The following is an 18509-nucleotide window of genomic DNA, read 5'->3' on the forward strand; positions in this document are numbered from 1 at the left end:
TATGAAACAATGGATTTACACTCTTTTTTCGATATTTTTTGCGATATTTCTTTATGCACAAGATAGTGATTCTTTAAATGATAATAACAAGACGTCAGATGACAAAAACATTTCGACTGTAAATCTAGAACAAATCAAATCTTTAGATATAAAGTTATCTTTAATCAATAAAGAACTTCAAGACGATATTTGGACTAGGAAATACTCCAACTATATTACATACCATAAGCTTTTAACGGAACTCAACAAAATAGAAAAAAAGATTAAAAGAGCAAAAAAGTATAAAAAATATAGAAAAAATTTAGATGATCTAATAGAACAAAAAAAGATCATAGAAAGCCAACTCTCTTTACTTAAAGATTATAAAGAGTCCCCTTTTAGTGAGCTTTTAAAACCTGAAGAGATTCCAGAACCGCCATCGGTTACTAATCCTGTAGCTATTATTGAAGCTTTCTCTTATATCAAGCAGGTAAATTCAAAAAGTTCATATTATAAAAATATGTTGGAAGAGATTAAACGCGTTTTGACTCTTTTAAAAGAGAAAAAACGGTTAATGGAGGAAAAATATAAGCTTTTAAAAACTCCGGAACTTCAAAAAGAGCTGAAAGTTTTAACCTCTGAGATTGAAGATTTTGCAAGTGCCGTTAAAACTGCCGAAAAGACTATCAATGTTTATGAAAAACGTGTTGAAGAGGTAGTTTTTAAAGTTACTGAAGATATTAAAAGGCAGACAGAAAAGGCTGGAGAGATTTTTGCCATCGTTTTGGTTTTGCTTATTTTGAACTTGATGATAAAATGGGCAATTAGGAGATATATAAAAGATAGCGAAAGATTTTATATGGCTAACAAAGCCATAAATTTTACTTTTGCTACCGTAGTTATCTTTATACTTCTTTTTGCATATCTAGAAAACGTTTCATATATCGTTACGATTTTGGGTTTTGCTTCTGCTGGTATTGCAATTGCCATGAAGGATATGTTTATGAGCATTCTTGGTTGGACAGTTATAGTTTTTGGAGGCTCTATCCATGTAGGCGATAGAATAAAAGTAAAAAAAGAGGGGTTGGTTTATGTTGGAGATGTAGTTGATATCTCTTTGCTTAGAATAACTATTTTAGAGGATGTTACTCTTACCTCTTATCTTGAAAATAGAAGGTCTGGTAGAATCATTTTCGTTCCCAATAACTATATCTTTACAGACCTTATAGCAAACTATACCCATGCCGGTCTAAAAACTGTCTGGGACGGAATCGATATAAACATAACTTTTGACTCAAATCACAAAAAAGCGGCTCATATAGCCAAAGAGGTTGCTAGAAAATACGCAAAAGGATATATAGACATAACTAGAAAACAGTTAAATAGATTACGAAGTTCTTACCATTTAAAAAATACAAATGTAGATACTAGAGTTTATACTTTCATAGAAGAGTATGGGATAAGGGTTAGTGTATGGTATATGACCAATTCATATGCTACTTTGACCTTAAGAAGCACTATCTCAGCAGAGATAATTGAAGCTTATATGAGAGAGGATGATATAAAAATCGCTTATCCTACTCAAACGATTGCCTTGACAAAAGATAATAAAAGTATTATAAATAGTCCAAAAATTGAAGAAGGACAAAATAGTTGAAAAGGGTGTTTTTTAAAACTTTCGGTTGTAGAACAAATCAGTTCGATACTCAAGTTATGATATCAAAACTTAAAGATTATATCATTACCCAAAACGAAAAAGATGCAGATATTATAGTTGTGAATTCCTGTACCGTTACAAATTCGGCTGATAGTGGCGTTAGAAACTATATAAACAAGATAACAAGAGATACGGACGCAAAAGTGTATCTAACGGGGTGTGGGGCTTTTACAAAAGGCGAAGAGCTTTTTAAAAGCAAAAAAGTTTCCGGAGTTTTTGGTCATTCTGAAAAGGAGAGGGTAGCCGAACTTATAAAAAAAGAGGATTTTTTTGAACTAGGAGATCTAAAACATATAGACAAAACAGTTGTTGAACAGTTTGTCGGCAAAAGCAGAGCATTCATAAAAATACAAGAAGGGTGTGACTTTAGGTGCAGTTACTGTATAATTCCTTATGTTAGAGGAGATGCAAGAAGCCATCCTGAAGAAGTTATAGTTGAACAGGTAACAAGACTTGCCGCAAACGGTTTTGGAGAGTTTATACTTACAGGAACAAACGTTGGAAGCTACGGAAAAGATATCGGTTCATCTTTAGCAAAACTTTTAAAAAGACTCTCTTTTATAAGAGGAGTTAGAAGAATAAGAATAGGTTCAATCGAGCCTATACAGATAACTGATGAGTTTAAAGAGCTTTTAAAAGAGCCATGGATGGCAAAACATCTGCATATCGCTTTGCAATATACGGATGATAGAATGCTTGAAATTATGAATAGAAGAAATAGAGTTTCAGAAGATTTGAAACTTTTTGAAGAGATTGCTTCTTACGGTTATGCTCTAGGAACCGACTTTATAGTAGGACATCCCGGTGAGAGTGATGAGATTTTTGAAAGTGCCGTGGAAAATCTAAAAAAGTTTCCTTTAACTCATATACATCTTTTTAGTTACAGTAAGCGTGATGGAACACCTTCAGCTAAAATGATGGAGGAGGTCAGAGGTGATGTGGCAAAAAAGAGGCAAAAAATCATTAAAGAGATTGTTGATAGGAAAAATTTCGAATTTAGAAATAAAAAAAATCCATTGCAAGTTTTGATAGAGGGTAAAAAAGGCGATTATTTTACAGGGCTGGATCAATTTTTCAATAAAATCTATATAAAAAGTGACCTTGATCTTAAAGGTAATTGGATAGAAGTGAGTGAATATGAATCAAAAGAGGACGCAAACTACGCAAGTTTCTAAAAAGAGTAAAATAATAGCTGTTGTTTCGGCTCTATTGATAAGTGCAATTTTGGTTTTTGCGTATTTAAAAGATAGAGCCGATTTGATAGATTACTCTACTTATAAAACTCTTTTAAAAAACGATATGATCGATAGTGCAGAGATTGGCGAGCGATATGTCTATATAAAAAGCGGTCAAAATAGTTATAAAATACCTAAAGAGATGGTAGAACTATCAAAACTTTACGAAAATACTCCGGTTAAAATAAAAGAGAACTATTCTTATGTATATGATCTTGTTTTACTCATAATTGTCGCTATGTTTTTTGGATATCTTATATTTATTACAAAAAAAAGAGAAAAAGAACAAACTCTCATAAAACATCAGATAAATATAGCTCAGCCCGAGATAGACGACTTTTCTTCTAAAATAAAGCCTATAATTTCAGATTTAAGATTTAAAGATGTAGCTGGTATAGAAGATGTTAAAGAAGAGTTGCAAGAGATTATAGAGTTTTTAAAAAATCCAAAAAAATTTATAGATTTCGGTGTAAGAATGCCAAGAGGGGTTTTGCTTATAGGACCTCCTGGTGTCGGTAAAACTATGATAGCAAAAGCGGTAGCTGGTGAAGCAAACGTGCCTTTTTTTTATCAAAGCGGAAGCGCTTTTGTACAAATATATGTAGGTATGGGAGCAAAAAGAGTAAGAGAACTTTTTGCTAAAGCGAAGCAGATGGCGCCTTCTATAGTTTTCATAGATGAAATAGACGCTGTAGGGAAGGCTAGAGGAGGCATTAGAAACGATGAGAGAGAGGCTACGTTAAACCAGCTCTTAACTGAAATGGACGGTTTTGAAGATTCAAGCGGAGTTATAGTCATAGCAGCAACGAATAAGATAGATATGCTCGATGAAGCTCTTTTGAGACCTGGAAGATTTGATAGAAGAATTTTTGTAAGTCTTCCAAATGCCAAAGAGAGAGCGGAGATTTTGAAAGTTTATCTAAAAAAAATCCCACATTTTGTAGATATAGAAAAACTTTCTAAAATGACTGTTGGATTTAGCGGTGCGGCTTTAGCTAGTCTTGTTAACGAAGCGGCCCTTCATACATTAAGAAAAGGCAAAAAGATAGTTGAACTTAGTGATTTTGAAGAGGTCAGGGATAAGGTTTTATTTGGAAAAAGAAAGATTTTGGCTTTTAGCGAAAAGGAAAAAGATATTCAAGCAACATATCAGGCGGCAAAAGCTTTGAGCGCTTATTGGTATGAGATAGATTTTGATAAAGTTAGTATAACAGGCGGTGGATTTAAAGATGTAGATAAAGAGATAGTTTCAAAACATGAGCTTTTAGCTAAAATCAAACTCTTTTTATCAGGATATGCGGCAATGGGGCTTTTTTTCAATGAAGAGTTCTCAAATGCAGCAGAAGATCTCCATAGAGCCAAACAGTTAGCTGAAGATATGGTTACAAGATACGGTATGGGAGAGAGGTTGATGGGTGATTTGAGTGATGTTTCTACTATCTTAGATTCACAGATGAATGAGATAAAAGAGTTTTTGTCTTCTCAAAACAGACGTATAGTGAAGATTAAAGAGTTATTGTTGGAGAATGAATTTGTTACGTATGAAGATATAAAAAGAGTAGTGGATGAGATTTTATAGTGGCTTTTGCTTTAAGAACGAACAAGAGCTATTTGCAGATATCTTAAAAGAAAATGATTTTTCAGTTGCTGGTTTTAGCAAGGGGGCAATAGAGGCTTTTGAGTATGTTAAAAACTCTAAAAGTAGAGTAGATACACTTATTTTGATATCGCCTGCCTTTTTTCAAACAAAAGATGAAAAATTTAAAAAGTTACAATTAATCTCTTATAGAAGAGATCCAAAAAGCTATATAAAAAATTTTTATAAAAACGTTCTTTATCCTTTAGATTTTGATATTAAAAAATATGAAAAAGTTGGGACCGCAGACGAGTTAAAGAGGCTTTTGTATTATGTTTGGAATGAAAATAGTTTGAAAGAGGTAAAAAATAGAGGAATAAATATAGAAGTTTATCTTGGCGAAAAAGATAAAATAGTAGATTCAAATGAAGCGAATGATTTTTTTAAAAGATTTGGCACAGTATACTTCATAAAAAATGTAGGACATATATTAAAAGGATAAGGATGGATAAGGTAAAGATAGGCGTTATAACGGCAAGTGATAGAGCAAGCGCTGGAATTTACGAAGATATTAGCGGAAAAGCGATAATGGAAACGATGAAAGATTATCTCAAAAACGAATTTGAGATAGTTTACAGATGTATTCCCGATGAGCAAAAAGAGATAGAAAAGGCGCTAATTGAGTTATGTGATATAGAAAAATGTGCTTTGGTTGTAACCACTGGGGGAACGGGACCTGCAAAGAGGGATGTGACACCAGAAGCTACAGAGGCTGTTTGTGAGAAGATTTTGCCGGGTTTTGGTGAACTTATGAGACAAGTTAGTTTAAAATATGTTCCTACGGCAATACTATCAAGACAGACAGCGGGTATAAGAGGAAATTCTCTAATAATAAATCTTCCAGGTAAACCAAAATCAATTAGAGAGTGTTTGGATGCAGTTTTTCCAGCGGTACCATACTGTATAGATCTCATAGAGGGGCCTTATATAGAGACTAATGAAGAGGTTATAAAGGCTTTTAGACCTAAAAAATAGTACTTTAAGGATAAATATTGGGTATAAATAAAAAATATGAAGAGTGTATGAATGAGCTTTTAAAGAATTTGGAAAATGAGTTTATGAAGATTTTGTCAAATCCGAAACTTGATAAAAAACAAAAAAATTTATTAACCAAGCCTCTCGTTACAAAAAAACAGATATTGTTAAATACGCTAGACGCTTTAAATTTAGTAGATAAAGAGAGCGAAAAATGAAAAAGGTACATCTAAAACATATACCAATGTATATCTTGGTTGCTTTTTTGGTGGGTTCAATAATTTTTGTTTTTACCGCTCCTATATTTGTAGTTAAAAAGATTCAAGAAGATAGTAAAAAACCAAAGGAGCAACGTGAACTTATCTATAGAGGAGATAAATAATCAGCTAAGAGAGCTGTATATCTCCTCAAGTTTTTTATAAAGAGTATCAAAGTTTATTTCATCTTCTTTTTCCAAAATTTCTTGTATTATAGCGTTATCTTCTTTGTCGTTCCACACTTTTTTATATGTTCCCTCTTTATATCCATGATCTTGTCTAAACTGATTTAATACGTTTTTCCCGATGTAGAGTCTATATAGATCTTTAAACTCTAAACCGACACTGTCACAAGCTTTAAAAAACTGTTCTAAAAGAGCTTCTTGATATATCACATCGTCGGTTTTAATCAATGCCAAAGCCATAAGTTCCTCGAAAATATCTAAGAATTGGTCTATTTTGTGATTTTCTTCTTTACTCCATTTTTTAGGTATTTTAATATCACTTTTTATAGAAGATATATTTGCTATCATATTTGTTAGTTCAATGGGATTATGAAACTTTAACAGATAGCTCATCAAAAAGTGCCAGATGTCAACAAGTTCTATTTTGATATTGTCGATATCTATTTTTCCCTCTATATTTTTCCAGTGTTTCCAAGGAAAAGACTCAATCAACTCTGCACTTTCCATATAGATACATCTTTTCCAATTTATAACTTTTCCATTCTTTGTAATATCTCTTCTCCAATCATGACCATTCGTATCGTTGTTTAGTTCATTTTGTAACTGCAGCATCTCCAATATTTTTTCTTTCATCATATTTTCCTTCTAAATAATATAAAAAGTTGGAGAGATTATATCAAAATAGGATTCGACTCTAAAGAGCCGAAGAGATTAGAGATTAGGACGACCTTGAATAGTTAATTTCCATGAGTCTATAGTAAAGGTACCGCCTTCAATTTCTCGTAATTTTAAGGTCCAATTACCGTCGCTTTTTTCATCCATAAATTGTGTAGAATAAAATCTTAGATTCTCATCCACATATCTTTGGTCTTCCGGTAAGCCGTTTGGTGCATGTACCAATATACTTTCTGTACCGCTTGGAGAAACTAAAACTATCTCCAAATTAGAAGCTTTTATAAAAGGCTTTGGAGATTCAATAGTTATATTCCAATCTGTAGAGTTTGAATCTGCAACAAAATAGTATTTTCCTTGCAAGTCAATATTGAATGTTCCTGTATATGTATCGGTTACATTTTGAGCTATTGTTGCGATTTCAAAATCGTTTTCATCTTTTAAAACAATAGAGTTTATCGTTCCGTTTGCATCGTTATTACTAATTCTGATAATATTTTCACCGGGATATAGTGCTATTAAAGGAGAGGTGAAATTGCCGTCTATATTTGTATAGGTATAAATTTCATAATACTGAATTGTATCATTTAAATCAAAAGACACAAAAACATTTTCAATATATAAACTTTCGTTGATTGTAGCATTACTTTCAAAATATCCATTTGGAGCTTGTGCACCAACACCTATAGCAGTAGTAGTGTTTAAATCAGAATATCCTCCTACTGAAACAAATGTTTTAGCCATATCTACTGCTCTTTTGGCATCAACTACGCCAAAACCGTAATCGTTGTGAAAATGTAGTCCTGCAGCATTTGTTTTCCATCCAGTATTTGTAGGATCTACTTGTCTAGCTGTTCTTGCTAAAATTATTCTAACATCTCTATATGTTAGATTTGGATTTGCTTCAAGCATTAAAGCAATAGTACCAGAAACTATAGGTGCAGCAGAAGATGTTCCGTTCATTCTTTGCGTATAATCGGAGTTTTCGTTTCCTAAAATATCATAATGAGTTACTGTAGTTGCAAGAGGATCAACAGTATCGTATCCTCTACTAAAACCAGGAAGATCCGTTGTAACAATCATCTGTTCTTCTAAGTTTAAATATGGAGCTTGAGTCTCACCTCCTGGTGCACTAACTAAGATATTTGAACCTGGCGTAGAGTATGAAGATACGGTTCCATTTGCGTTAACGGCACCTACTACTATAAAATATTCACTCGTTTGAGCTTGATCAAAATTGGCATTATCGCACGACTCTACGTCTAAACCGCATATTTGTCTATTGTTACCGGCAGATTTAACGTATATTGCCCCTTTTCCACCTCTACCGTGAATCACTCCATAGTTTAATTGGTTATTAAAATTGGGATAATTGTTGTAATCTAAAGTTATTTCCGGACTTCCCCAGCTATTGTTGTAAATATCAACATATTCTAGATTTCTTGTTAATGCGTCATATAATCTAACAAGTTGAAGTTCTGCTCCGGAATATCCATCGTCACTAACTTCACCATCGAAAATTTCCAAAGCGTTTAAGCTGATCAAGTTAGCATCAGGTGCGACGCCTCTTGTGCCTATTCCGTTCCATCCCTTGGCGGCTATGAGTCCTGCAACCGCAGTTCCGTGTGAAAAACTTGAAATTACAGGTGTTGTGTTAACTGTACTAGTATGATAATTATAAGAAAGTGACGTTAAAATATTATCTTTTAAATCGGGATGAAAAATATCAACTCCTTCGTCTATTACTGCTACAGTAACGCCTTTTCCAGTAATCCCATCATTCCAAACCGAAGTTACGTTTATATCTTCTCCCGGTGTTGCTGGTGTAATGACTCCAATATTTTGTCCCCTATTTTCTAAATGCCACTGATATTGATAAAGAGGATCATCTCCGTTAACTTTAAATACTTTACTTTGATCATAAACAGGGTTTAAAATGGTTTTTGTAAAAGATTCTCTCTTTTCATACGTATTTCCATCAACTGAAGTAAAAGTAGTTATCGTATCGTAATATATAGTTACACTATCTGTATAACAATAGTTAGTAAAAGAGATGCTAAAATCGATAGTTTGTTCTGGTACGTCTTTATTTAGTGTAAAAGTAACTGGAGTTATCGGTTCACTTTCACATTGATTTGCTAAAATATTAGTGATTTCATAAGTTCTCTCATTTAAGTCAGTCAATGTAAATACTACACTACCGCTTACTCCTGTTTCTGTAAAAGTTATACTATCTTGATTTGTATCGGTAGTGATATCTGCACCGTCACTATCTCCTCCGCCTCCACACCCATTAAAAAAAGTCATAATAGTCAATATTATAATATATTTTCTATATTTTTTAAATTTGTTCATTTTCATACTTTTCCCTTAATTTACGTTTTTAAAAAAATATCTATAATGCAAAGTTCTTATAATATTATTATTTTTTAATTTAAAACAGGATAAATATTTTATCAGTTTACAACCTCTTTTTTATGTATCAATTATATTATCAAAAAATTTCTAGTTAATTTAATAATCGATAGCAACTCTATAGTTGGGATCATCTTCTTCGTAAGTGCAGTAGGGTCCAGCCTCTTTTAAAAGAGCTTTACATTCTAAACTTAGGTGTCTTAAAACCAAAGCTTTTCCTGCTTCTTTATACTTTTTTGTTAGTCTATCTATAGCCTCAACTCCACTTTGATCCATCACTCTTGCGTTTTTGAAATCTATAACTACTTTAGAAGGATCTTTTTTAGGATCAAACTGCTCTATAAAGGATGCAGCCGAGCCGAAAAATAGAGGACCCTCTAGTTCATATACTTTAGTCCCATCTTTTTCTATATCGGTTTTTGTGTAAATTTTTGCATGTTTCCAGGCAAAAACCAAAGCAGAGATGATAACACCCGCTATAACAGCGATAGCTAGATCGAAAAAAATGGTGATAATAGATACTAATACCATAACAAAAATATCCTCTTTAGGCATTCTTTTAAAATGGCCTAAAGAGCTCCAGCTAAAAGTGGCAATTGCAACTACGAACATGATTCCTGCAAGTGCAGCGATAGGGATTTTTGAGATATACTCTGAAAGAGATACTACAAATAAAATCAGCAGTATTGCTGCAATGAGTGCTGAGAGTCTTCCTTTTCCTCCGGAGGTGAAATTGATCATAGATTGGCCTATCATTGTACATCCGGGCATTGCTCCAAAAAAGCCGCATGTAATATTACCTACTCCTTGAGCTACACACTCTTGATTTCCGCTTCCTCTCTCACTGCTCATCTCATCCAAAACCGAAAGCGTTAAAAGAGATTCAATGAGTCCAACTAAGGCAATGATAACTGAGTAGGGCAGAATGGTTTTTAATGTTTCCAGATTTAGAGGTACTGAAGGAATTGAAAAAGTTGGAAAACTTCCACTAATATCGGCTAAATCCCCTATTGATTTTGTATCTAGATTAAAGATAAGAACAAGTGCTGTAACACTTATAATAGCGCCTAAAGAGGCTGGGATGGCATTTGTGACTTTAGGAAGAAGATAGATTATGATCATAGTCATAGCGATAAGTAAAAAGGTTATCCAACTCTCATCTTTGATAAGCGGAATCTGACTCATAGCAATCACTATGGCAAGGCCGTTTACAAAACCGTAAATTGCCGGTTGAGGGACCATTCGTATAAATTTGCCGAGTTTCATTAATCCTATGGCTATCTGAAATATCCCTGCTAGCACTGCTGCCCAAAACATATACTCTATTCCATGTTTCAAGACAAGATCGACCAAGACTATGGCTACGGCTCCCGTGGCACCGCTTATCATTCCGGGCTTTCCACCTATTAATGCTGTTATGAGGCCTAGGATAAAAGCTGTATAAAGACCTATTTGGGGATTTACTCCAGCTATAATGGAAAAGGCTATCGCTTCTGGTACAAGCGCTATTGCAACTACGATACCGGAGAGAAGATCATTTTTAGGATTTGTAGTAAAGTTGTATCTTTTTACAAGTGACAAGTTTTTTCCTTAAAGGTAGTGAAATTGGAGGCGCGATTATATCTAGATTTTGCTATAAAGCCCCAAAGGCTTTATAGGGAGGTTAATGTTTTAAGTTCTTCTTCAACTTTTGCTAGTTTCTCTTTTAGTTCTTGCTGTTGGGCTCTGTTTTGTTCAACAATATGAGCAGGCGCATTTTTGACGAAATTTTCGTTAGAGAGCATTTTGTCCACTTTTTCCAGGTCTTTTTCTACTTTACTTTTCTGTTTTTCCAATCTTTTGATAATAGGCGATAGATCTATACTCTTAGCAGAAATAAAAACTTCTAGATTATCGCTTACATCTGCAATTGCGTTTTCTATCTTTTGATCAACAAACTCAACATTCTCTACTTTTGCAAGTTTTTGGATATATGTTTTTGCGCTTTCAGTATCTATTTTAATTTTAGAGTCAAGTTTTATATATACTTTTTCTATCTGTTTGTTTGCAAGGTCTATAAGTGCTTTTGCACGTCTTATAGAGATTATAGCTTCTATAATAACTGAAAATCTTTTTTCTATCTCTTCATCTCTTTGTATAAATTTTGGATATCTTTGAATCATTATCGATTCGTTATTTTCAAGCTCTTTTGCACTTAAAAGCTGATAAAGATACTCGCTGATAAACGGCATGAAAGGGTGTAGAAGTTTCATAGACTCTTTATATATTGCTCCCAGTTCCGCTATAGAGTCTTTATCAGCCTTGCTAAGCTCTATTCCCCAGTCGCAAAACTCTCCCCACAAAAATCTATAAAGCGTAGTTGCCGCATCGTTGAAACGGTAATCGTTAAGATTTTCTCTGGTATCTTTTACTGCGGCATTAAAGCGGCTTAGCATATATTTACCAAGGTCGCTTTTTATTGGAGTGCTATCTAAATCTGTGAAACTATCCTGATTCATCAATAAAAATCTTGCAGCGTTGTAAAGTTTGTTTGTGAAATTTCTAGAGAGTTCTAGTTTATCTTTACTAAGTCTTATATCTCTTCCTTGAACCGCCAAGATTGCTAAAGTAAATCTAAGAGCGTCAGTGGAGTATTTTTCAACCATCTCTATAGGGTCAATAACGTTACCTTTAGATTTACTCATTTTTTGACCATGTTCATCTCTAACTAAAGCGTGCAAATATATATCTTTAAAAGGGAGTTCATGCAAGAAATGCTCTCCCATCATAATCATTCTTGCAACCCAGAAAAATAGAATATCAAAACCGGTTATCAATAGAGAGTTAGGGTAAAATTCTTGTAAATCAGTCTTTTGCCACTTTGTACCTTTTCCCCAATCTTTATTACCCCATCCTAGGGTAGAAAAAGGCCAAAGGGCAGAACTGAACCATGTGTCAAGAACGTCTGGATCTTGATAGATGTCTTTTGAAGCACATTTTGGACACTCATTTTCATGTTCATTTTTGCTAGCCCACTCATAAGAGCAATCTTTACAGTACCAAACTGGGATTCTATGCCCCCACCATAGCTGTCTGGAGATACACCAGTCTCTTAACTCTTTCATCCAAGCGTTAAAACTGTTTATCCAGTGGCTTGGATAAAATTTAGCCTCTTTTTTATTTACTTTTTCTATTGCAGATTTTGCGATATCGGCTTTTACGAACCACTGCTCGGAGATATATGGTTCTACTATATTGTTACATCTATAGCAGTGCCCCACTTGATGTTTATGCTCTTCTATCTTTTCTATATAGCCTTTTTCTTTCAATTTTTCAACTATAATGGGCCTAGCTTCGAGTCTTTCTAAGCCTTTAAACTCTCCAGCGTAATCGTTTAATATCCCTTTTTCGTCGAATATTTTGATAGATTCTAAATTGTGTCTTTTTCCAACTTCATAGTCATTCGGATCGTGTGCGGGAGTAACCTTTACGGCTCCTGTTCCGAATTCAGAATCTACATATTCGTCAGCAATTATTGGAATTTCTCTCTCTATTAGAGGAAGTCTCACTTTTTTGCCTATTAAATTTATATATCTTTTATCATTAGGATTTACCATAACCGCAGTATCACCAAAGTAAGTTTCAGGCCTTGTAGTGGCAACTACGATATATCCATCTTCGCCTACTAAAGGATATCTGATATGGTATAGTTTTCCATCCTCTTCTTTATACTCAACTTCAATATCGCTTAGTGCACCATCGTGGGTGCACCAGTTTACCATATAGTTTCCTTTTACGATAAGGCCTTCTTCATAAAGGGCAACAAAAGCTTCTCTTACAGCATTTTTCAGACCTTCGTCCATAGTAAAGCGCTCTCTGCTCCAAGCAGGGCTTACACCTAAAATCTTTAGCTGCTCTACTATAGCGTTTCCATACTCCTCTTTCCATTTCCAAACTTTTTCTAAAAATTTTTCTCTGCCTATCTGCTCTTTTGTAATACCCTCTTTTAGCAGCTCCTTTTCAACTACATTTTGCGTAGCAATCCCAGCATGGTCGGTTCCCGGCTGCCATAGAGTTTTATAACCGTCCATTCTTTTATATCTAACAATGATATCTTGTAGTGTAAAGGTTAGTGCGTGACCTATATGAAGGCGTCCGGTAACGTTTGGCGGTGGCATCATAATACAAAATCTTTTGTTCGAATCTTGTATCTTTTGGTTGCCTTCTATCTCAAAATAGCCTCTTTCTTCCCAGATTTTATAAAAACTTTTTTCTATCTTTTTTGGATTGTATCTAGTCTCTTTACTCATAAATTCAAAACCTTTATAATTTTTTAGCGCAATTATAGCAAAAGGGGGTAAAATAACGACTTAAATTTAGTATGGGTGTAGGTGTGAGTGTGGGTTGTTAGAAATTTTTTAAATCTCACACCACACCCACACTCAAACCTACACGAAAAAGGAGCAAAATGCCTTTATCAAGGCTTAATGAAGAGCAGTTCAAGGCAGCCACGGCACCATTTGGACACAATCTCATAATTGCTAGTGCTGGAACTGGCAAAACATCTACAATTGTCGGAAGAATAGGATATCTTTTAGAACAAGGTGTAGCTAGTGAAAAAATTTTGCTTCTTACATTTACAAATAAAGCTGCCGCAGAGATGATAGCAAGAGTTTCTAACTATTTTGGCAAAAGCAAAGCTTCTAAGATTGAGGCGGGGACTTTTCATGCGGTATGTTATAGATGGCTAAAGAGAATTGAGCAAAAAGTGGTTTTAAAACAACCAAAGGAGTTAAAGACTCTCTTTAAAAGTATCTATGAAAAGAGACATTTTCACAATTTTGAAGAGAAACCTTACGCAGCTTCTTATTTGTACGATATCTACTCGTTATATCAAAACTGTGTTAGTGATAAAAGTTTTGGAGAGTGGATAGCTGAAAAAAAAGAGGAACAAAAGATTTTTGTCGATATATATGACGATATAGCTGATGAGTTTGAAAAGACCAAAGAAAGTTATGGATTTGTAGGGTTTAACGATCTATTAATAAAAGCAAGAGAGAGTGCTGATAAAGTGGGAGAGTTTGTAGAGATTTTGGTAGATGAGTATCAAGATACCAACAATTTGCAATCTTCATTGCTAGATAGACTAAATTCAAAATCACTTTTTTGTGTAGGAGATTATGATCAAAGCATTTATGCTTTTAATGGAGCTAATATAAATATAATAGGCGGTTTTAAAGATAAATATCCTGATGCAAAAATTTTCAATCTCTCTAAAAATTACAGATCAAGCAAATATATCCTATCTTTGGCTAACAAGGTAATTTTAAACAATGAAAGAATCTATCCAAAAAAATTGGAAGTTGTTAGAAAAGATGAGTTTGAACCTCCAAAACTTTTGGTTTATAATGAATTTTTGGAGCAGTATAAAGATATCGCTAAAAAGATAAAAGAATCATCAACTCCTTATGAAGAAATTGCGGTCATTTTTAGAAATAATTCCAGTGCCGACGGTATAGAAGCAAGTCTAAGAGAATTAGGAATTGGTTGTAAAAGAAAAGGGAGCGTCAGTTTTTTTGATGCGAAAGAGGTAAAAGCAGTTTTGGATATTGTCACACTACTTATAAATCCAAAAGATGTTATGAGTTTTATACATGTTTTGGAGTATGCAAAAGGAGTTGGACCCGCAATTGCAAAAGAGCTTTATGATGCTGCAGTTAAACTTGGCGAAGGTGATTTTTTCAAGGGGCTTTTCGATCCCATCGATATGGACAATCCTTTTGAAAGAAGAGCCAAAAATCATCAGTTGGGTCTTTTTGATGACTTTTTTCAAATAGGAAGCAAAAGTAGATTTAAAGAACTGGGTTTTGAAGAGAGGTTTAAAAAGAGTGCTCTTTTAAAACATCCTAAACTTTCAAAAGAGGGTGCTATTTTTCTTTATCACTTCTATCAGCTTTATAAAGAGCTGAAGAGGGTTTTAAATCCTTTAAGTGCGGTTTCGAAGATTGTTGATTCTAAACTGTTTGAAGAGATAAAAGAGAGTTTGGCCATAAAGAGGGCAACCTTGAAAGATGGATGTATAGATGAAAACTTGAAAGAAGAGGCTTTGATGAAAATCTACAGAAAAACTCTTCTGTTAAAAGAGTTGGCAAAACCTTATAAGGATTTGGAGAGATTTTACAACGCTTTAGTCTTAGGAAGTAGCGAGATGAGTGAAGGAAACGGGGTTAATCTTTTGACGGTACACGCAAGTAAAGGGTTAGAATTTGATGATGTTTATATTATAGATTTGGCTGACGGGCGGTTTCCAAATAGAAAATTGATAAGTAAAGGTGGAAGTCTTGAAGAGGAGAGACGTCTTTTTTATGTTGCTGCCACAAGGGCAAAAAACAGACTATTTTTATCATACGCAAAATATGACAGAGTAAAAAGAATCGAGTTTAAACCATCTCCTTTTCTTTTTGAAGCGGGGCTGCTCTAATGAGCTTTAACCGCCTTTGCCATATCCCACATTGGTAAAAATATACCAAGAGCTAAAAGCAGTACTAGTCCCGCAATAATTGTTAACAAAATAGGCTCTAGATATGAAGACATATTGTCTAAGATATAGTTAAATTTCATTCTGTAATAGTCGGAAACTTTTCTCATCATACTATCCATTTGACCGCTTGTTTCACCTGCAGCTATCATCTGTATGATCATATTTTCAAAAAGTTCGGTTTCTTTAAAAGCCTCCGTTAAAGAAACACCTCTTTCTACGTAAACTTTTACCATATCAAGTTTCTCTTTTATATAGCTATTATCTACCATTGCAACTGCACTGTCGAGTGCTTCGGCAACAGGGATACCTGCTGAAACCAGTTCTGTGAAAACAAGAGTAAATCTACTTAGAGTAGCATAGTAGATAATATCTTTAATAAGATAAATTCTTAGAAGATATTTATCTACTTGATATTTAAAATTTTCGTTGTTTCTATAAAAATAGATAATTATAAAGATTATTGTTGTAAAACCTATCAAAATCTGTAGTCCATAAGTTGAAAATGAGTGCTCTAGCCATAAAAGGATTTTTGTGGGAACAGGAAGTTCCGCATTGAATCTTTCAAAGATGGATTTGAATTTTGGAACTACGAACATTATAAGTATAACAAAAGCTATAGCCATAGCGGAAAGCGTTATAAGCGGATATCTTATAGCTTTTTTAAATTTTAGTATATTTTCTCTAATCTCTTCCAAAATATTTGCCAAAGTAAAAAGTGCTTCCGGCATATTGCCGGTTTGTTCTCCTAACTTAACCATTGTTACAGTTAATGAGCCTAGTTGATATTTGAAATTTTCAATTGATTCAGATAAGCTTATACCTGAGTTGATGTCTTCAGCGACTTGTCTTAAAATTTCTGTTAATGTTTTATCCATGGAGGAATTAGCTATTTCATGTAAGGCGTCGTAGATTGGGATACCGGCGTTAGTCATAACGGCCAGCTGTCTTATAGCGGCTATGAGACTGTCTTGTTTGACTTTTTTTTCTCTTAAAAACGAGAAGATTTTATCTTGAATATCTTTGATTCTATCTTCCAAAGGTGGCGATGTCTCTTGGATTTTTATAATAATCCCGCCTTTTTTTAATTTTGCAAGATGCAGCGCCTCTTCTTTGTTTTCAGCTTTTAAAACAATGGACTCTTTTTTCCCTTTTGATAATAAGTCTAATTGATAATATTTCATGATAGCCTTGTCACCCTCAATACTTCTTCTATAGTTGTATGTCCCTCTAAAGCTTTATTTATCCCGTCTTGGAGCATAGTTATAAATCCATTTTCAATAGCGTATTTTGTTATCTTTTCCTTACTCTCTTCCCTTGCAATCATACTTGAGAGTTGATCATCCACAGTTAAAACTTCAGAAACCATTTCCCTACCCATATATCCAGTCATATTGCAGTGTTTACAACCTTTACCTTTAAAAAACTGATAATTTTTGGGAAGATACTCTTTTATATCTTTTTCTATATTTGGTAAAAGTACGGTTTTCTCTTTACAGTAGGGACAAATTTTTCTAACTAATCTTTGTGCCTCTATAGCAATTATAGAACCACTTACCAAATAAGGTTCAATACCCATATCTACCATTCTTGTAATTGCACTTATAGCGTCATTTGTATGAAGAGTAGATAGAACTAAGTGTCCGGTAAGAGCAGCCTGAACTGCAATTCTAAGCGTTTCTTGATCTCTTATTTCACCTATCATGACGATATCAGGGTCTTGTCTAAGAATAGACCTTAAAGCGGTAGCGAACGTAAAACCTATTTTTGGTTGAACTTGAGACTGTTGAACTAGATTCATCTGATATTCTATAGGATCTTCTACGGTTATAATCTTCTTTTCTACGCTTCTTAACATATTCAAAGCACCGTATAGTGTTGTAGTTTTACCGCTACCTGTAGGACCAGTTACAAGGATTATACCGTATGGGGTTTTTAGAGCAGATGTGAATTTTTTGTAGTTATAATCACTCATACCTGCATCTTCTAGTTTTATCATAGCTTTTGATTTATCAAGAATCCTCATTACGATTGATTCGCCGGTCATAATAGGAAGTGTAGAAATTCTAAAATCGTACTCTTTGTTCATAATAGTAGCAGAAAATCTACCGTCTTGAGGTTTTCGTTTTTCTGCAATATCAAGATTTGCCAAAAGTTTTAATCTTGAAGATAGAGGTGGATATATATCTTTATCAAAAATAAACGTTTCAGTTAAAATACCGTCAATTCTTGATCTAATGATACAGTTTTTTTCCGTTGGTTCTATATGTATATCGCTAGCTCTTGAAATAATTGCAGTCTTTAAAATGATCTCTATGAGTCTGAGAATTGCACTTGACTCTCTAGCTTCGTTTATATTTCCTGCATTTATCTCTTTTCTTATCTCGTTAATTAATCCTTTAATACTTTCGCTTAGTTCTAATTTATTTAAATATCTCTCTATCTGTTTAGCCGAAGCAATAGCAGGTTTTATAGGTTTTTTTGGAAAAAGTCTTTGGATAGACTCTTGTGCATTTATGTCGAGAGGATCTTTAAAAGCTACAACTATATTTATATCTTCTTCTTTTACTATAATTGCTACAAATTTTTTAAGTTGTGATAGAGGTACTTTTGAGGCTAGTCTAAAGTCAATATCGATAGAGTCTAAGTCCAAAAAATCTATATTTAAAAGTTTTGCTAGATATTTTAAAATTTTTTCTTTCAAATCATCGGGTAGAGTTTCGATATCGTCAATATTTAAGCTACCTTCTCTAATAAGGTCTCCAAAAAATTTTATTACGAAACTTTCACTTATAATTCCTTTAACAATCAGATTATGTAAAAGATTTTTTTCTGAAGTAGTATCATTTTTAATTTTTTGCATTACTTCAGGAGAAACCACTGACTTTTCTAAAAGTAAAGAAGTTATTTTTTCCATATTT

General features: G+C 33.7%; 14 protein-coding genes. 8 read left to right on the forward strand and 6 right to left on the reverse strand.

All coding sequences use genetic code 11. From position 1 onward, the window contains the following. The first annotated feature begins 1 nt into the window (after window position 1). Genes NIL_RS04615 through NIL_RS04645 form a run of 7 tightly spaced genes read left to right on the forward strand, consistent with a single transcriptional unit; the run spans window position 2 to window position 5924 of the window. Window positions 2-1636 (forward strand): mechanosensitive ion channel domain-containing protein, encoded by a 1635-nt coding sequence (locus NIL_RS04615; RefSeq protein ID WP_187648432.1) that lies wholly within the window; start codon window positions 2-4, stop codon window positions 1634-1636. Next, window positions 1633-2871, forward strand: coding sequence for a tRNA (N(6)-L-threonylcarbamoyladenosine(37)-C(2))-methylthiotransferase MtaB (gene mtaB, locus NIL_RS04620; RefSeq protein WP_187648433.1), 1239 nt, complete (start codon window positions 1633-1635; stop codon window positions 2869-2871). The genes NIL_RS04615 and mtaB overlap by 4 nt, the downstream gene beginning before the upstream one ends. Continuing rightward, window positions 2834-4510, forward strand: a complete 1677-nt coding sequence (locus NIL_RS04625) for an AAA family ATPase (RefSeq protein WP_187648434.1) — start codon at window positions 2834-2836, stop codon at window positions 4508-4510. Before mtaB ends, NIL_RS04625 begins: the two co-directional genes overlap by 38 nt. Further along, window positions 4497-5009 (forward strand): pimelyl-ACP methyl ester esterase BioV, encoded by a 513-nt coding sequence (gene bioV / locus NIL_RS04630; protein ID WP_187648435.1) that lies wholly within the window; start codon window positions 4497-4499, stop codon window positions 5007-5009. Before NIL_RS04625 ends, bioV begins: the two co-directional genes overlap by 14 nt. A gap of 2 nt (window positions 5010-5011) precedes the next feature. Further along, window positions 5012-5542 (forward strand): molybdopterin adenylyltransferase, encoded by a 531-nt coding sequence (gene mog, locus NIL_RS04635; protein ID WP_187648436.1) that lies wholly within the window; start codon window positions 5012-5014, stop codon window positions 5540-5542. 17 nt (window positions 5543-5559) lie between these two features. Continuing rightward, complete coding sequence (locus NIL_RS04640; protein WP_187648437.1) at window positions 5560-5760, forward strand: hypothetical protein; 201 nt, start codon at window positions 5560-5562, stop codon at window positions 5758-5760. Further along, complete coding sequence (locus NIL_RS04645) at window positions 5757-5924, forward strand: hypothetical protein (RefSeq protein WP_187648438.1); 168 nt, start codon at window positions 5757-5759, stop codon at window positions 5922-5924. The genes NIL_RS04640 and NIL_RS04645 overlap by 4 nt, the downstream gene beginning before the upstream one ends. Here NIL_RS04645 and NIL_RS04650 read toward each other — a convergent pair whose 3' ends face one another. The 4 genes from NIL_RS04650 to NIL_RS04665 all read right to left on the reverse strand — a co-directional run bounded on the left by NIL_RS04650 (window position 5925) and on the right by NIL_RS04665 (window position 13360). Beyond that, window positions 5925-6617 carry a dUTP diphosphatase gene (locus tag NIL_RS04650; protein WP_187648439.1) on the reverse strand — a complete coding sequence of 231 codons (693 nt, stop codon included), beginning with the start codon at window positions 6615-6617 and terminating at the stop codon, window positions 5925-5927. It abuts the gene before it with no gap. Between the two features lie 78 nt (window positions 6618-6695). Continuing rightward, a complete protein-coding gene (locus NIL_RS04655) occupies window positions 6696-9017 on the reverse strand; it encodes a S8 family serine peptidase (RefSeq protein WP_187648440.1) in 2322 nt (773 codons plus the stop codon). A 153-nt stretch (window positions 9018-9170) separates the two neighbouring features. Then, on the reverse strand, window positions 9171-10652 hold the full coding sequence (locus tag NIL_RS04660) for a SulP family inorganic anion transporter (RefSeq protein WP_187648441.1): 1482 nt from the start codon (window positions 10650-10652) through the stop codon (window positions 9171-9173). Window positions 10653-10723: 71 nt separating this feature from the next. Then, window positions 10724-13360 carry a valine--tRNA ligase gene (locus NIL_RS04665; protein ID WP_187648442.1) on the reverse strand — a complete coding sequence of 879 codons (2637 nt, stop codon included), beginning with the start codon at window positions 13358-13360 and terminating at the stop codon, window positions 10724-10726. 158 nt (window positions 13361-13518) lie between these two features. On the opposite strand from NIL_RS04665, the gene NIL_RS04670 reads away from it, so the two are divergent. After that, window positions 13519-15531: an ATP-dependent helicase gene (locus tag NIL_RS04670; protein ID WP_187648443.1), complete on the forward strand. Its 2013-nt coding sequence runs from the start codon at window positions 13519-13521 to the stop codon at window positions 15529-15531. On the opposite strand, the gene NIL_RS04675 is transcribed toward NIL_RS04670, so the two are convergent. Both NIL_RS04675 and NIL_RS04680 read right to left on the reverse strand, forming a co-directional pair. Next, window positions 15528-16772 carry a type II secretion system F family protein gene (locus NIL_RS04675; protein WP_187648444.1) on the reverse strand — a complete coding sequence of 415 codons (1245 nt, stop codon included), beginning with the start codon at window positions 16770-16772 and terminating at the stop codon, window positions 15528-15530. The two genes, NIL_RS04670 and NIL_RS04675, sit on opposite strands and share 4 nt — an antisense overlap. After that, window positions 16769-18505, reverse strand: a complete 1737-nt coding sequence (locus tag NIL_RS04680; RefSeq protein ID WP_187648445.1) for a GspE/PulE family protein — start codon at window positions 18503-18505, stop codon at window positions 16769-16771. The genes NIL_RS04675 and NIL_RS04680 overlap by 4 nt, the downstream gene beginning before the upstream one ends. Window positions 18506-18509: the final 4 nt, after the last annotated feature.

The organism is Nitrosophilus labii (assembly GCF_014466985.1).
Classification (GTDB): Bacteria; Campylobacterota; Campylobacteria; order Campylobacterales; family Nitratiruptoraceae; genus Nitrosophilus_A; species Nitrosophilus_A labii.

Coding starts and splice junctions, on each gene's coding strand:
- NIL_RS04680 (WP_187648445.1), bottom strand. CDS start 18,505: ATGGAAAAAATAACTTCTTTACTTTTAGAAAAGTCAGTGGTTTCTCCT.
- bioV (WP_187648435.1), top strand. CDS start 4,497: ATGAGATTTTATAGTGGCTTTTGCTTTAAGAACGAACAAGAGCTATTT.
- mog (WP_187648436.1), top strand. CDS start 5,012: ATGGATAAGGTAAAGATAGGCGTTATAACGGCAAGTGATAGAGCAAGC.
- NIL_RS04650 (WP_187648439.1), bottom strand. CDS start 6,617: ATGAAAGAAAAAATATTGGAGATGCTGCAGTTACAAAATGAACTAAAC.
- NIL_RS04615 (WP_187648432.1), top strand. CDS start 2: ATGAAACAATGGATTTACACTCTTTTTTCGATATTTTTTGCGATATTT.
- NIL_RS04675 (WP_187648444.1), bottom strand. CDS start 16,772: ATGAAATATTATCAATTAGACTTATTATCAAAAGGGAAAAAAGAGTCC.
- NIL_RS04670 (WP_187648443.1), top strand. CDS start 13,519: ATGCCTTTATCAAGGCTTAATGAAGAGCAGTTCAAGGCAGCCACGGCA.
- NIL_RS04645 (WP_187648438.1), top strand. CDS start 5,757: ATGAAAAAGGTACATCTAAAACATATACCAATGTATATCTTGGTTGCT.
- NIL_RS04625 (WP_187648434.1), top strand. CDS start 2,834: ATGAATCAAAAGAGGACGCAAACTACGCAAGTTTCTAAAAAGAGTAAA.
- NIL_RS04665 (WP_187648442.1), bottom strand. CDS start 13,360: ATGAGTAAAGAGACTAGATACAATCCAAAAAAGATAGAAAAAAGTTTT.
- NIL_RS04655 (WP_187648440.1), bottom strand. CDS start 9,017: ATGAAAATGAACAAATTTAAAAAATATAGAAAATATATTATAATATTG.